This is a genomic window from Pseudoalteromonas rhizosphaerae, from assembly GCF_902498845.1.
Lineage (GTDB): Bacteria > Pseudomonadota > Gammaproteobacteria > Enterobacterales > Alteromonadaceae > Pseudoalteromonas > Pseudoalteromonas rhizosphaerae.
Window position 1 is genome coordinate 74,211 of record NZ_CABVLM010000018.1, and the last position, 14,424, is coordinate 88,634.

Annotated in this window: 14 protein-coding genes; 6 read left to right on the forward strand and 8 right to left on the reverse strand. The window is 40.3% G+C overall.

Annotated elements, in window-relative coordinates; all coding sequences use genetic code 11:
• Positions 1 to 5 precede the first annotated feature (5 nt).
• On the forward strand, positions 6 to 1,523 hold the full coding sequence (locus PSR9079_RS21080) for a tetratricopeptide repeat-containing sulfotransferase family protein (protein ID WP_246175626.1): 1,518 nt from the start codon (positions 6 to 8) through the stop codon (positions 1,521 to 1,523).
• Here the strand turns inward: PSR9079_RS21080 and PSR9079_RS21085 are convergent.
• On the reverse strand, positions 1,520 to 2,374 hold the full coding sequence (locus PSR9079_RS21085) for a sulfurtransferase (RefSeq protein WP_149983151.1): 855 nt from the start codon (positions 2,372 to 2,374) through the stop codon (positions 1,520 to 1,522). The two genes, PSR9079_RS21080 and PSR9079_RS21085, sit on opposite strands and share 4 nt — an antisense overlap.
• Positions 2,375 to 2,631: 257 nt before the next feature.
• On the opposite strand from PSR9079_RS21085, the gene PSR9079_RS21090 reads away from it, so the two are divergent.
• The gene (locus PSR9079_RS21090) at positions 2,632 to 3,642 is read left to right on the forward strand and encodes a glycosyltransferase family 9 protein (protein ID WP_149983152.1); all 1,011 of its coding nucleotides are present in this window, start codon (positions 2,632 to 2,634) and stop codon (positions 3,640 to 3,642) included.
• On the opposite strand, the gene PSR9079_RS21095 is transcribed toward PSR9079_RS21090, so the two are convergent.
• From PSR9079_RS21095 to PSR9079_RS21115, 5 genes are all read right to left on the reverse strand, one after another.
• Positions 3,639 to 4,058: a group I truncated hemoglobin gene (locus tag PSR9079_RS21095; RefSeq protein WP_149983153.1), complete on the reverse strand. Its 420-nt coding sequence runs from the start codon at positions 4,056 to 4,058 to the stop codon at positions 3,639 to 3,641. The genes PSR9079_RS21090 and PSR9079_RS21095 overlap by 4 nt on opposite strands.
• Positions 4,058 to 4,891, reverse strand: a complete 834-nt coding sequence (locus tag PSR9079_RS21100; RefSeq protein ID WP_149983154.1) for a DUF3034 family protein — start codon at positions 4,889 to 4,891, stop codon at positions 4,058 to 4,060. Before PSR9079_RS21100 ends, PSR9079_RS21095 begins: the two co-directional genes overlap by 1 nt.
• Positions 4,878 to 7,190, reverse strand: a complete 2,313-nt coding sequence (locus PSR9079_RS21105; protein WP_149983155.1) for an EAL domain-containing protein — start codon at positions 7,188 to 7,190, stop codon at positions 4,878 to 4,880. Before PSR9079_RS21105 ends, PSR9079_RS21100 begins: the two co-directional genes overlap by 14 nt.
• Positions 7,183 to 7,842, reverse strand: coding sequence for a methylamine utilization protein (locus PSR9079_RS21110; protein ID WP_149983156.1), 660 nt, complete (start codon positions 7,840 to 7,842; stop codon positions 7,183 to 7,185). The genes PSR9079_RS21105 and PSR9079_RS21110 overlap by 8 nt, the downstream gene beginning before the upstream one ends.
• A gap of 163 nt (positions 7,843 to 8,005) precedes the next feature.
• Entirely contained in the window at positions 8,006 to 9,112 is a 1,107-nt protein-coding gene (locus PSR9079_RS21115) for a phosphoribosylaminoimidazolesuccinocarboxamide synthase (RefSeq protein WP_149983157.1), read from the reverse strand.
• Between the two features lie 184 nt (positions 9,113 to 9,296).
• Between PSR9079_RS21115 and PSR9079_RS21120 the strand changes: the two genes are divergently transcribed.
• From PSR9079_RS21120 to PSR9079_RS21130, 3 genes are read left to right on the forward strand one after another with little or no spacing between them, the layout of a single operon-like run.
• Positions 9,297 to 9,986, forward strand: coding sequence for an ABC transporter ATP-binding protein (locus tag PSR9079_RS21120; protein ID WP_149983162.1), 690 nt, complete (start codon positions 9,297 to 9,299; stop codon positions 9,984 to 9,986).
• A complete protein-coding gene (locus PSR9079_RS21125) occupies positions 9,983 to 11,239 on the forward strand; it encodes an ABC transporter permease (RefSeq protein WP_149983158.1) in 1,257 nt (418 codons plus the stop codon). Before PSR9079_RS21120 ends, PSR9079_RS21125 begins: the two co-directional genes overlap by 4 nt.
• Positions 11,240 to 11,249: 10 nt before the next feature.
• Positions 11,250 to 11,750: a DUF3299 domain-containing protein gene (locus PSR9079_RS21130; RefSeq protein WP_149983159.1), complete on the forward strand. Its 501-nt coding sequence runs from the start codon at positions 11,250 to 11,252 to the stop codon at positions 11,748 to 11,750.
• A 72-nt stretch (positions 11,751 to 11,822) separates the two neighbouring features.
• Here the strand turns inward: PSR9079_RS21130 and mutM are convergent, their stop codons facing one another.
• Both mutM and PSR9079_RS21140 read right to left on the reverse strand, forming a co-directional pair.
• Positions 11,823 to 12,632 carry a bifunctional DNA-formamidopyrimidine glycosylase/DNA-(apurinic or apyrimidinic site) lyase gene (gene mutM, locus PSR9079_RS21135; RefSeq protein ID WP_145234708.1) on the reverse strand — a complete coding sequence of 270 codons (810 nt, stop codon included), beginning with the start codon at positions 12,630 to 12,632 and terminating at the stop codon, positions 11,823 to 11,825.
• A 1-nt stretch (position 12,633) separates the two neighbouring features.
• Entirely contained in the window at positions 12,634 to 13,152 is a 519-nt protein-coding gene (locus tag PSR9079_RS21140) for a hypothetical protein (protein ID WP_149983160.1), read from the reverse strand.
• Positions 13,153 to 13,324: 172 nt separating this feature from the next.
• On the opposite strand from PSR9079_RS21140, the gene PSR9079_RS21145 reads away from it, so the two are divergent.
• Positions 13,325 to 14,251, forward strand: coding sequence for a manganese-dependent inorganic pyrophosphatase (locus PSR9079_RS21145; protein ID WP_149983161.1), 927 nt, complete (start codon positions 13,325 to 13,327; stop codon positions 14,249 to 14,251).
• The last annotated feature ends 173 nt before the right edge of the window (positions 14,252 to 14,424 follow it).

Here is a 14,424-nt window from a genome sequence, read left to right on the forward strand (position 1 = left end):
TTGCCATGCTGACATCGATACAAAAAAACCTACAACAACAAATTGAGCACGCTATTAATCATAGCAAGCTTAATGACGCGCATTTATTACTGATCAGTAATATTAAAAACACACCAGATGATCACTTTAGCTATTTTTTGCTAGCGCAAGTAAATGTTGCAGCAAATGATATAAGCAAAGCAAATAAACTCTTAAGCAAGGCGATTAGTATTGAGCCCCTACCTTTATATTTTGCTCACTCAGCCAAATTTGCCGTACTGCGCGGGCAGCTGTTAGATGCGCAGCAATATATAACTGAAGCAATAAAACATCCATATTATGAAGTTATTGAATGCGATTTAATTGCTAATGTACTCACTCGTTTAGGCCATTATCCACTGGCGCTCGAGTGGCAATTACGGGCCTATCAACAAGCCCCTAACAATCCGCAAATAAGTTATAACTTAGCTGTGGCCTATAAAATCATGGGGCAATTGAATGATGCTATACAGCTACTGCGTACACTTACAGAGTTACATCCGCAGCATCTTCAAGCTCACTACTCGCTCGCTGAACTTAACAATAACAAGCAGGCTAAGCAGCATTTACAACAGCTGTTAACTTTAACCGAATACGCTAAAACGCCGATGCAGCAACAATTTCTGCACCATGCGATTGCACTCAATTACGAGCACTGCGCTGATTATAAGCAAGCCTTTGCCCACTTTACTACAAGTAAGCAAGCGATCTGTCAGCATGTAAAATATGATGCGCAAGCTCACAAAGCATTTTGCCAGCAACTGATAACCTTAAGTCACAGGTATACGCCGTCCTTAAGCGACAACGATTTTACCCCGATATTTATTGTTGGTATGCCGCGCTCAGGGACTACTTTGCTAGAAAAAATAATGAATCAATCAGATCTGGTGCAAGGTGTTGGTGAACTCAATGATATTGCCCAGCTTTGCCAAGGTAATAATGCTCAACCATTAAATAGCGTGGTGCTCAATGACGCATATAAAAGTGCTGCGTTAATGGCGCAGTTGAGTCAGTATAAACAGCGTATTAGTCAACTAGTAGCACCACAGCTACGCAGCTGCGACAAACAGCCATTTAATTTTTACTATATCGATTTAATTTTAGCGGCTTTCCCGAAGGCTAAAATCATTTGCATGCAACGAGGCCGAAAAGCTAGCTGTATAGCTAATTACCGCCAACTGTACAGCCCAGCCAGTGCGTTTCATCACTATAGCTATAACCTGCAAGACATCAATAGTTTTTATCAAGATTACAGCTCTTTGATAAATCATTTTGCAGCAAAACACCCAGATAATGTGATGATTATGCAATACGAAACATTAGTATCAGAGCCAATCACAAGCACGCAACTGCTCTATGATTTTTGTGATTTACCTTGGCAAGTTAAGTGTCTGGATTTTCATAAACAACATAGCCCGTCGGCAACAGCAAGCAAAGTACAAGTACGCCAGCCTCTCAATAAAAAAGCCATTGATTACTGGCAGCACTACGGATTTGCCTTTTAACGCGAAGGACAAGGACCCGTTTCGATAGGTAGTTCGTCTCGGCCGCCCCACTCACTCCATGAGCCGTCATAAACATGCAGATTTTCATATCCACACTCATCGGCAAATAACGCCAAGATACATGCAGTAACGCCGGAGCCACAACTAAATTGCAAGGTAGTTTGCAGATCTGCTTGATCGCCAAGTACAGCCTCGAAAGCAGCTTTAATATCAGCGAATGGTTTTGCTTCGCCATCACCCAATAATTCAACAAAAGGTAAAGCGCGGCTATTAGGAATATGGCCGCTGCGCATTCCAGCTCTCGGCTCTGCCATTTCACCTAAATAACGCTGATAACCTCGTGCATCAAGTAGTACGGTATGTTCATCATCTATGCCCTGAAAGACTGCAGCCGCATCAATAAAGTAACCAACTCGCGGTTTGGCAACAAAGTTACCTTTATGATAATGGCGGCTATATTCAATTTGCGTTAAATAACCCAACGACTGCCACTTAGCAAGGCCACCACTGAGTACTTTGACATTATCAAAGCCCATGGCTTTAAACATCCACCAACCTCTTGCAGCACTAAATAAGCCTTGGTCTTCGTAGATGATAACTAAGGAATCTTTATCAACCCCCATTAACTGCATCTGCTGAGTAAATTGCTCCGCACTGCACATGGTATGCGGTAGCGGATTGTCTTGATCGGCTAATTGCTTTTTAAAGTCAAAACGTTGTGCATTTGGCAACTTAGCCTGCGGTTTATACTCACCCAGCTTACCTGGGCGCACCATGCCAGCATCAAAGATAACCAGCTTTGGGTCGTTTAAGTGCTCGTTTAGCCATTGGCAAGTTACTATGTTTTTCATTGTGTTCCTTTACTTCTGTTACATATTACTAAGCCTTCTCTACCAGAGCCTATTATTAAAATAGTTACGGTACATTTTGCACAATAATTTTGCCAGCTTCTATATACACTGTAAATTACTTAAATTATCAAGAATAAACTAAAAAATATTTTTTCTACAATTATATACATTTATACTAGGCATTATATTGCAAACAATGTGATACAAAGATGATTTTAAAATATCTTAATATTGACAGTTCTAAAGGCTAAACTTAGATGAAAAAAAATAATCAACAAATAGTAAGCAGCCAAATAACAGGCAATATTTTAGTAGTACTACCAAAATTTATTGGTGATGCAGTCAATTGCACACCGGCTTTACAACTACTTAAAGACCTTTATCCAACTAAAAGCATTACCTTATTTGTTAGACCTCACTTAGCTGAGATGTTTAAACGCGAGACTGACTACTGTGTTATCGTGGATGAACGCTTTGATAATAACAAACCAATCTCTATGTGGGCACAGGCAAAAACACTCAAAAATGCTAACATTGAGCTTGCAGTAATTATGCGCAACTCATTGTCTGAAGCAATACTTTGCTTTTTAGCAAGTATCAAATACCGAGTAGGTTATGCAAAAAATGGTCGCTCACCACTGTTAACACACAAACTGAAATTAGACGAAAATCACCACTATATATTTCGCTACTGCCGACTTGTGAATGAGCCCCATGGTAATCCGTTTAGCTCTATACCAAAAACAGCAATCGTAAAAGAGCCGAGCCTGTTAATCCCTAAACAGAACAAAAAATCTATCGGGGTTTATTTTGGCGGAAAAAATAAAGGCTTTCGTCATTACCCTAATGAGCTTTCATTTGTTGCAATGGTTGATATAGCTAAAAATATTGACTGCACATTTTATATTTTTGGTGATAACGGTGAGCTTGAAGATACCCAACAATTACAGGAGCGGCTAAACCAGCAAAAAATTGACTCTGTCGTCCTTGCTGGGAAAACCTCGATTATTACTATGATAGACGCTATCGGTGAGCTTGATTTATTACTGACAATCGATTCTGGCCCCATGCATATTGCAGCTGCATTCAATATTCCTTTTGTTGCTGTTGTGGGCTTAGGAACTTCGCCATGGAGTGTTGTGGCACCCAAAGTAACTAATGCCATTACGTTAATTGCAAATGGCGATCAGCTACTTGAAAAAGATATTATTAACGAAATAAAGCCACATCACGTCAGTGAAGCTGCTTTAAAGTTACTGGATCACTAAATCTTAATAATTTCAGCTCTCAGTGGTGCCATTTTCGCGAGTATTTTATTTTGCACTGTATGACTAATATTTTGTTCATTCATGGCATTGATTAACAAATCAACCACATGATTAAAGTCAGCCTCCGTGATGTGCATGCCAGTATGAATATCAACCATACTATCACGCGTGTACTCACAGGGCCCATCAGTTAATACACACAAATGATTAATAAAGCCTTCGCGGAAATGGCTAATATTTGCATGCTCAAAGTAATGAATAATTTGTTCGTCATTACCGATTTGATTAATGAAACTATCAACCAGTCTTTGTAGCCCTGCTTTACCATCAAGTTGCTGATACAACGTTAGATTTGAAGCCGATGAACAACCAGCTAAGCTGGCTATTAACACTATCGTTGTTAGTATTTTTTCCATTACCAATATCCTGTTACCGATAAGTACCAACCGGTTTGGTCTTTTGCTCCAGCAATACTACCTAAATCAAGGTATGCGGCAGTCACACTTACGTATTTATTTGGCATCCAAGCAACAAACACATCTTGCCAATCTTGCTCACCCAATCCGAGATTATTTGATTTTTGACGATACTCTATTCCAACAGCAACTTCTCGATTAAGAAAAATGGCAGTACTAGCTTCAAATAAGAGTTTTTCATTGCTATTCGCTCCACCGTATCCAAGTAAGCCAAGCTGATTTGCTTCACTATAACGCGTGGTAACATTCCAAAACCAGTTATAACCTGCAATGGCCCCTAAATGTAGCTTGCTTGCAGCAAGGTAAATATCAGTACCGGAGGTATCCTTAGCCCCTACTAATGTCGCGACTGCACCATCATCAAGTGATTTATGTTGTACTCCCAAGGTAACTTGAGGCCAGTCACTATAAACAATATCACCATAGAGCCTAATCTTAACACCGATGATTTCTTGTTCTATCTCGGTATTTAGCGCCGGCACAGAAAAGTTTTGCTGTGCATAGCTAAGCTCAACGCGATTAAATAAGTTAACTTGGGCACCGCATACATCTAAGCTGTAATCGGTAACATCAGCCCGACTACAAAAGCCATTAATAGAAAACTCATCTTCGCTGGCATAACCCGCAAGCTGCGCCCAAGGCACGATACCACCACCACCACTACCTTCTACTTGCGATACTCCTGGCGTTGCTAGCAGCTTGCCTTTTGAGGCAAAGCTATTAAATGCAGATAATGCGATAACAGTTAAAAATAATAATTTAAGCTTTCTCATTATACTGCTCCAACCATTGCTCAAACGCATCTGCTTTGAGTGGACGACTTAGATAATACCCTTGCACATGGTCACACTGCATTTTTTGTAACAGCTCTAGCGATCCTAATGTTTCAACCCCTTCGGCTACGACAGAGAAGCCAAGCTGATGACCTAAGGTAATTGTGGATTCAACAATAAACTGATCCTTTTCAGATTCATCAAGTTTAAGAATAAAACATTTATCTAACTTCAGCTCGTCAATAGGTAACATTTTCAAGCGCCCAAGCGATGTTTGCCCAACCCCATAATCATCAAGAGAAATTTTGACACCGATCGCTTTAAGATTCTCCAGCGCGTGAATGCCCTTTTCTTCATTTTCAATCATATCGCGCTCAGTTAATTCAATCGTGATAAGCGCCGGTGCAACTGAAAACTGTTTTAAAGTACTAATTAAATTGGAGTGAAAGCCGGGGTAAGCGATATCTTGGGCTGAAACATTAATTGCAGCTTGCATATAAATACCCTGTTGCTGCCAAAGTCCAACCTGTGCTATCACTGTTTTCACCACCCAACCAGTAAGGTCAACAATCAATCCCGATTGTTCAGCTAGATCAATAAATAGCTCCGGCGATACCCAACTACCATCCTTGCGTTGCCAACGAATAAGCGATTCCACTTTATTGATTTGTTGTGTAGCGATATGTAGTTTAGGCTGATAGGTCATAAACAGTTGACCATCGTCATCATGAATCGCTTGCTTGAGCTCGTCGATCATGATGAGCCTATCAAGATGCGCTTCATCTTCTCCGGGCAGGTAGTAATGAATATTTTCATGGGCACTGGCTGCACTATCCACAGCAATCAATACCCGACGCATTAAATCATCTGCTTGCAACCCTTGCGAAGGATACTCCACCACACCAGCACTAAAGCGTAAGTTTATTTTAAGCTTTTGAATAGTATAACCCGCTTGTAACTGCGCCATTAATCCGACTATTCCACTTTTAAGATTACGCCCCACACTACTAGGAAAAGCGGTTAAAAATTCATCCCCACCAATACGTGCATGTAAACCACCAAACTCATCTGAAAACTCAGCAATACGTAACGCGACAGCTTTTAAGCAATCATCACCAATACGAGCTCCTAGCTTATCGTTAATATGCCTAAGACCACGAATATCGATTGCAACTAAGGTGTATTCTTGGTCTTGTTGAAGATTTTCGCTCAATACTTCCAGCATTGCAGAACGATTATAAAAACCAGTTAAAGAATCATGCTTTGCGGCAAAGCTAATTTGTTGTTCACGCTCTTGGATATCATTACCCATGTTTTTAAAAGCATCAATTAATGTAGCTATTTCATTGCTTTGGTTTTTACTCATCGCATCAACACTGTAGTTTCCTCGCGCAAACTGCCGCGCTAAACTCGCCAACTGTGATAATGGCATGGTTAAGTTTTTGGCCAATAAACTACTGGTAATAACGCCGATAAAAATCGTTAAAGACGCAAGAATGACTAACGTGTAAAACAATCGCTCAAATTCACTGTAACTCTGCGTTAGATCAGCACTAAGCAATACATTAACGGGATGATCGTCAAGTGAAGGCAAATGTACATCGCGATTGCGATATACCAATTGTTCACCAAAAATACGTTTTGTGGTGGAATTATGAAAATACTCGTTTGGAATAAATGGGCTTGGACGCTCTAACAAAGAGCTTTTAACCAAATTATCGCTTTTAGCAATAAAGCTTACGTCCATACCGGTTAAGTTTTTTAGTTCAACCGCAACCTCATCATCAATTTTAAAACCGACTAAACTATAGGCGATAGTACGCGGAGCTTTAACTGGTAGTAAAATGACTTGATACAATTGTTCGTGTAGCACAACAAAACTAGATTGCTCGGTATTATTGAGCAACTCATTCATTAATTCTTGTAAGTTATTATTAAAGTCTTGCTGCTTATTAGTAGAAATTAACTTTCCTGACAGATCTAGAAGCAGCATTAAATCAGCATTGATTCGCTGACTATGATTATACAATGCGCTACTAATGGTATTTGCATCTTTGGTAGCAACCGCTTGTTTAAAACCAAAATCAGCAGTCAGTACTTTTGCAGCTGTGAGCAATAAACTTTCTTTTGACGCTAGGTACTGCTTATAGACATTTTCAGCCACATTAATATCTTGGGTGACCTTTTTTTCATTAAATTGACTCGTCGACCACCAAAAACTAAATAAGCTCACAACAGTAGTTAATAATACTAAGCCTACACATAAAACAGTTATGCGATTTTTTAAACTATTAGTCATTCCCACCCTTAAACTTACTACCAAAAGTATTACGTGGCTTAGGCTCAGTTGTTTGCAGTGTCACTTGTAAACTATGAGGTGAATTTACAGCTAACGTTAGCGGCTGCTTTTCTTCAAGTGTGTTCTTTTGTAAAGCATGCCAAAGAGTTAGCTGTACTGGCAAAGTTAGGCCACTTAGTTGCACATTTCCACGCTCATCACTTTGATAAACATCAGCGCTTTTTGCAACATAAATATACCCTAGCATAGAGTCATGTATATTACAGCCAAGTACCACAACCCCTTGATTTTCAAATGTAATCGGATTTTCTGGTTGCCCTGAATATAACTTTAACTGAAATGGTTTAGCTTCAGAGAAAGAATACACGTGGTGGCGAATATTATCGCTATTAGGAAAGTTCACTTGCTGCCCTTGATGAGCAATCAAAAGTGTTGGTGAAAACTGCTTATCTACTTGATCCATTATCAGTACAGGTAACTGCTGCGATAATTTTTTATTGCTTTTGCTAGCAATTTCTACAACTGCATTGGTGAGAGGCTGCCCATATTGATCAACGATATTGAGCGTAACATCTTGTGCATAACCTTTACTTGCAAGCGCCATTGCGAAAAGAGTTATAACGCTTTTTGTTACCATTACTTGCAATCTCATTTGGTCATCCCCTGCTGTGCGAACACTAACATATGAGTATCTCTAATTAATCTTAGGTTAAGTTAATTAGAGACTGACTCTAAATGCAAGAATAAAAGCCCAGTAACTATAAATAATAGCAAAACTCTAAGCTTTTAAAATGGTGCAAGTTGATTACTAATGATTAAAGCTTGGAAATCAATCCATATTGCTGATCCAAAATAGCAATCACTTCAGCACGAGGATCGGCAGGAATCGTAACATTGTAGCCAACAATTTTACTGGCAATACCCACATATGTTTCTGACACTGATAACATAACCGACTCAGGTAAAATGTAATCTTTTGCTAGTTGCTCACGTTCAGGCATACGATCTTTATTCAGCAATACATCACTATCAGGCACATTATTAATTAATAACTGACGAAACCCTTCTTTAGAGTTCTCAACAATTTTGCCATCTTGATAAGCTAATTCATCCCAAATACGTGATGAGTCTGGCGTGCCTACCTCATCAATATAAATTAGTTTATTAGTACCATTTAAGTCTTCCACATAACCAAACTCAAATTTAGTATCAACGAATATTTGACCTAATTTAGCCAACTCTTCACTTATCAGAGTAAATCCTTCAACCAGTAATTGCTCATACTTAGTAACATCTTCCGCTGATTTAAAGTTAAATACGGCTAAGTTATTTAAAATATTATCGCGGGTAATATTGACATCATCCACCGCAGGAATATCTGCAACGCCAGTAATAATACCTTTTGTTGATGGCGTAATAAGTACTTCGTCTAATTTTTGGTTCGCAGTTAAGCCATCTGGCAGCTCTAAACCACAAAAGTTGCGAATACCTTTACCGTAATCACGCCACATGCTGCCTGTAATATATTGACGAGCAATTGCCTCTACTTTCACAGTACTGGCTTTACGGACAATCCACACATACGGATGTGGAATATCAACAATATGATTTCCCGCAAGGCCTGCCTGATCAAATAACTTAAACCAATGAGCAGCAACTGTGTTTAATGCGACCCCTTTACCTGGCACGCCATTTAAACCATTTTCGCCTTGCCATATACAATCAAACGCGGAGATACGATCAGAAATAACCATAATAGCCAGTTCTGTACCCTTTGGTACTTGGTAACCTTTTTCGCTGATCAAACGCGCGCTGTCTTCGTCTGTTAACCAATAAACTGAACGAACTTTGCCACTGTGAACTGGGCCCTTTGTGCGTATTGGTAAGTCATCGTTTACGTCTAAAACTTTATAGCTAGTCATGCTATCTCCGAGTATATGGCACGCCCTGTAAGGGCGATCGTATGGGTATGGGGTTATAAGCCGCTAATAATAATCGAGACCGGGGGAAATCACAATTAAAGCACTATGTGATTTAACGCAGTTTAGTTGGTATTTTATTATACACGTTATAAGATAACATCAAAATCCAGTAGTAATTTACGTGATGATTAATATACAGCAGCTAAGTTTTAAATGGCAAAAACAACAAGTCAAACCCACTTTAGCAATTGCAACACTTAGCATTGCTAAAGGCGAACATGTGTTTTTACATGGCCCTAGCGGCTGTGGTAAATCCACTTTATTATCGTTACTTGCAGGCATCAACCGCCCTACATCAGGCCAACTGAGTATTTTAGGCTGTGAACTGGGTCAATTAAGTAAAAGTAAATGCGATAAGTTTCGCGCTGAGCATATTGGGTATATCTTTCAAAATTTTAATTTACTTCCTTACCTATCACCGATTGATAATGTCACATTAGGTTGCCAATTTTCAAAACCACGGCAAAAAAAAGCATTAATCAATAGCCCAACCCTTAATCAAGAGGCCTCAAGGCTATTAAATGCACTGGGCTTAGACGAGCAATTACATCAACAAAATGTCGCTAGTTTGAGTATTGGCCAGCAACAGCGAGTCGCGGCGGCGCGCGCCTTTATTGGCAGCCCAGAATTGATAATTGCCGATGAGCCAACGTCTGCTCTTGATGCAAACAATCGCCAGTCCTTTATCAACTTACTTTTTACACAAGCAAACGAAGCGAATAGCACCTTACTTTTTGTCAGCCATGATACCAGCTTACAACCGCTTTTTAATCGCAACATTGATTTACTGTCGCTACAGGAGCAAGGTAAATGATCCTCTTAAAACTTGCTATTAGTAGCTTATATAATCGCCGCGCCAGTGCATTCTTAACTCTGTTTACTATTGCTGTTAGTGTCATGTTATTGCTGAGTATTGAGCGAGTGCGGGTTGATGCCAAAAGTAGTTTTAGTAATACCATTTCTGGTACTGATCTAATTGTTGGCGCTCGTACCGGAGATATACAGCTGTTATTGTCTTCGGTTTTTCGCATTGGTCATGCTAACAATGGCGTTAGCTGGCAAAGCTACCAATATATAAAACAGCAACGCGGCGTCAACTGGACCATTCCGCTATCACTAGGGGACAGCCATAAAGGCCAAGCGGTACTGGGCACTTCAGCTGATTATTTTCAACATTATAAATTTGCTAAAAAGCAGCAGCTTAGTTTTAGCCAAGGCCGCGCCTTCGCCCATTTAAATGAGGTCGTACTGGGCGCGCAGGTAGCAGCGAAGCTAGGCTATTCACTGGGCGATAGTATCGTTATTTCACACGGTATGGGTAATACCAGCTTCCATCATCATGATGATAATCCCTTCACTGTGGTGGGCATTTTAGATGCGACGGGCACGCCAGTTGATAAAACCCTACATATTCCATTAGCGGCTATTGAACTGATCCACAGCGGTAACCACACCAGCCATGAACATGAACATGAACATGAACATGAACAGCATGATGTTCTAACAGGCGAACCTAAGCAAATCACCGCGTTTTTAGTGGGTTTTGATTCTCCGCTTTATACGTTACAAGTAAGGCGCAATATCAATCAGTACAAACCTGAAGCGTTGCTTGCCATCATGCCTGGTGTAACTTTGCGTGAGCTATGGGAAATGCTGACAATTGTTGAAAAAATCTTGTTGCTGTTTTCTGTCGTAGTGGTACTCGTGAGTCTGCTAGGCATGCTAACGACCCTATTGGCCAGCCTTAACCAACGCCGCCGCGAATTGGCCATTTTACGCTCTGTCGGTGCGCGTCCTTGGCATTTATTCACATTGATCAGCATAGAATCACTACTGATAACCTTTTTAGGTTGCCTAGTAGGTTGTGGGTTATTTTATTTATTAATGTCTCTTGCCACAGGTTACTTGCAAAGTAATGTCGGCATCACAATCACCATTGCGATGCTATCGAGCTATGAACTGGTATTGATCGGCGCTATTATGGCGGCCGGCTTTATCGTTGGTTTGATACCAGCCACCCGCGCCTATTTTTACTCATTGTCTGATGGCATGAGCATTAAAATTTAAGAGGAATATCATGCAGTACTTTCAAAAGCTCACTTTGCTTTGCTTAGTTATTTTTAGCTTTGGTTATAATTTTAGTAGTTATGCCAATGAACCAAAAGAAATTTTTTGGGAAGATTTAATTCCTAAGGGACATGTACAAATAGATACTCAAGATCAAGCTAGCCATGAAGGTACAGAGCAAAATTGGGTGCAACCTGATCTAGATGCACCAATTGTTAAGGAACTCAATGGCCAATCAGTCAGCTTACCTGGGTTTGTAGTACCTCTTGAAGGTGACAGCGAAATGATTACTGAGTTTTTATTAGTGCCTTACTTTGGTGCTTGCATCCACGTGCCACCACCACCACCGAATCAAATTGTTCATGTGACAATTAAAGGCGGCGTGCCAATTGAAAGTTTGTACGATGCCATAGTCGTTACCGGCGTCATCAGCACTGAAACCTGGAGTGGCGACATTGCACAAGTGGGTTATAAAATGACAGCCGTCGGCGTCGCACCGTTTGAGCTGTAACTCAGATACATACCTCAGGCGTGTTGTTCCCAGTGCTGCAAATAGCAGCTCTCAAGTGCAACATGCCTTAACTTATTTTTGGCATTGACTACAGTACACTGTACTACGTTGCCCTAAACGAATTTCTGTTAATGCTTTCTTACATACCATACATGGCTCACCTTTGCGGCCATAAACTAATAACTGTTGTGCAAAGTAACCTGGTTTACCATCACTTTGGGCAAAGTCTTTTAATGTCGTGCCACCTTGGGTGATAGCCGCAGCCAAAGTATCTTTAATAATAGGGATTAATTGCTGATAGCGCGCTTGTGATACTTTTCCTGCTTCACGTTTTGGATGAATACCTGCCTTAAAAAGAGACTCGTTAGCGTAAATATTACCCACACCAACCACCACAGCGTTATCCATAATAAATTGTTTGATTGGCACTTTCTTATTTCGTGACTGCTCATATACGCGCTTAGCAGTAAATTCATCAGTGAGTGGCTCAGGGCCCAGTTTGCTCAGTAAGCTATGACATTCGCCGGGCGCTTGCCATAAACAACAACCAAATCGGCGTGGGTCATTTAGTCTCAGTGCTTTACCGTTGGCAAATATAAACTCGATATGATCATGCTTTTTTAATGGCTCATTTTGTTCAACAACTCGTAAATTACCCGACATACCTAAATGCAAAATAATGCTGCCCAGTTCACACTCAAGTAGCAAATACTTTGCCCTACGCTCAACAGCTAAAACAGCTAAGTTAGCGATTTTGTACACATCATCCGGCACAGGCCAACGCATATTCGGATTATGAATATTCACCTTTGTAACTGTTTGCTGCAAAATATGTGGGGTGATCCCCATTCGGCTAACTTCAACCTCTGGTAATTCAGGCATACTATTTAGGCTCACTTTGTGAAAAATTAAAACTAGGGAATAAACGCTGCGCAGTTACTTTATCAAGTGATAACACGCGCTGGTTGCTTTTATCTAATAAATAATAGCCTTGTGGTGCGCTATATAATTGATACAACCAAGGAAGTTGCTCGCCTGCCAACCATACGGTTGCTACAGTCAAAGCTGAGGTATTGTGGAATGCTTGCTGATTATCAGCGACCGACAATTGCATGCTCTGCCATTCATTTACTAATGCCACAAGGTTTGCTGTTGTTGCTTGCCAAAAACTAGCAGGTGCATTATTGATTAATGCAGTGGCGCGCCAAGAAGTGCCTATGCGCTCTATTTTTTGATCGGGAAACTCTAGAGCTAAAATAAAGTTTTGCGCTGGCAATACACTTTGCACACTAGATTGTTCTGAACCACTGTTGAGTTTTGTATGTAATCCATTAAAAAAGAAAATCATCAACAGCATGGAAAAAATAACCACATTATTCCAGCCCCTGCGACCTAACTGCATTTGAGTTCTTCCTAAAAGATTCAATTAGTTAAAGTGTAACCAAAAACATATAAAAATGGCAGTTGAATTTTTTAACTACTGTTAAGACTGAATATTACAAAAAATCACCAACGCGAATGTGTCAAAGTTAAATTACTTTGCTAAAATACGGCAAAATTTAAGGAGTTCCGTCATGTCAATGTATGTAGTGGGTCATAAAATCCCAGATTCAGATTCTATTTGTGGTGCAATCGCACTCGCATATTTGAAAAACCAAATCGAAGAACCAGCAATTCCAACTCGTCTTGGTGAAATATCACCTGAAACGCAGTTTATTCTTGATAAATTCGGCTTTGAAGCACCAGAGCTAAAATTAAGTTATGCCGGTGAAGATGTTTACATCGTTGACCATACCGAAAAAACGCAAGCACCTGATGATATCGATCAAGCTCGCGTTGTTGGCGTTGTTGATCACCATAAACTAGGCGATTTAACCAGCTCTACACCTCTTGAATGCTGGATCCGCCCTGTTGGCTGCTCAAACACGATCATTAAAATGATGTATGACTTCTACAATGTTGAAATTCCAAAAGACATTGCAGGCATCATGATGTGTGCAATTTTAAGTGATACGGTTATTTTCAAATCACCAACCTGCACCACAGCTGATATTAAATGTGTTGAAGCGCTTGCTGAAATTGCCGGCATCGAGGACTTTAAAGAATTAGGCATGGATATGTTCCGTGTTAAGTCAGCGGTTGAGAATACTCCAGCGCGTGATTTAGTAATGCGTGATTTTAAAGACTTCAACATGAACGGTAAACTAGTTGGTATTGGTCAATTAGAAGTTATCGATCTAGCGGTATTTGATGATATTAAAGCAGACCTTGAAGCTGATATTGCTAAGCTTAAAGAAGAAGGTGGACGCCACTCGGTATTCTTATTACTTACCGACATCATGAAAGAAGGCTCACAAATGCTGATCGTATCTGACGATGCAACACTAGTTGAAACTGCTTATGGTGTAACGCCCAAAGACGGAAAAGTATGGCTAGACGGCGTACTGAGCCGTAAAAAGCAAGTAGTACCACCACTGCAAGATGCATTCGCAAAGCTCTAAGGTGCTAGGTGCTAGGTGCTAGGTGCTAGGTGCTAGGTGCTAGGTGCTAGTACTCGTTCACAGAAGTTCTGATCAGTTGCCTTACTTAAATTCAGGCAACTGATTTATTCCTATCAATAGCTTTATCGTTCGGCTTTTTCCAGCAGTTGAAGTGATGAACCCTTTCTTTTTAA

What these genes read in the sequence shown, in the direction of transcription:
- PSR9079_RS21080 (WP_246175626.1), top strand. Translation starts at nt 6, where the DNA reads ATGCTGACATCGATACAAAAAAACCTACAACAACAAATTGAGCACGCT.
- PSR9079_RS21085 (WP_149983151.1), bottom strand. Translation starts at nt 2,374, where the DNA reads ATGAAAAACATAGTAACTTGCCAATGGCTAAACGAGCACTTAAACGAC.
- PSR9079_RS21090 (WP_149983152.1), top strand. Translation starts at nt 2,632, where the DNA reads ATGAAAAAAAATAATCAACAAATAGTAAGCAGCCAAATAACAGGCAAT.
- PSR9079_RS21095 (WP_149983153.1), bottom strand. Translation starts at nt 4,058, where the DNA reads ATGGAAAAAATACTAACAACGATAGTGTTAATAGCCAGCTTAGCTGGT.
- PSR9079_RS21100 (WP_149983154.1), bottom strand. Translation starts at nt 4,891, where the DNA reads ATGAGAAAGCTTAAATTATTATTTTTAACTGTTATCGCATTATCTGCA.
- PSR9079_RS21105 (WP_149983155.1), bottom strand. Translation starts at nt 7,190, where the DNA reads ATGACTAATAGTTTAAAAAATCGCATAACTGTTTTATGTGTAGGCTTA.
- PSR9079_RS21110 (WP_149983156.1), bottom strand. Translation starts at nt 7,842, where the DNA reads ATGAGATTGCAAGTAATGGTAACAAAAAGCGTTATAACTCTTTTCGCA.
- PSR9079_RS21115 (WP_149983157.1), bottom strand. Translation starts at nt 9,112, where the DNA reads ATGACTAGCTATAAAGTTTTAGACGTAAACGATGACTTACCAATACGC.
- PSR9079_RS21120 (WP_149983162.1), top strand. Translation starts at nt 9,297, where the DNA reads ATGATTAATATACAGCAGCTAAGTTTTAAATGGCAAAAACAACAAGTC.
- PSR9079_RS21125 (WP_149983158.1), top strand. Translation starts at nt 9,983, where the DNA reads ATGATCCTCTTAAAACTTGCTATTAGTAGCTTATATAATCGCCGCGCC.
- PSR9079_RS21130 (WP_149983159.1), top strand. Translation starts at nt 11,250, where the DNA reads ATGCAGTACTTTCAAAAGCTCACTTTGCTTTGCTTAGTTATTTTTAGC.
- mutM (WP_145234708.1), bottom strand. Translation starts at nt 12,632, where the DNA reads ATGCCTGAATTACCAGAGGTTGAAGTTAGCCGAATGGGGATCACCCCA.
- PSR9079_RS21140 (WP_149983160.1), bottom strand. Translation starts at nt 13,152, where the DNA reads ATGCAGTTAGGTCGCAGGGGCTGGAATAATGTGGTTATTTTTTCCATG.
- PSR9079_RS21145 (WP_149983161.1), top strand. Translation starts at nt 13,325, where the DNA reads ATGTCAATGTATGTAGTGGGTCATAAAATCCCAGATTCAGATTCTATT.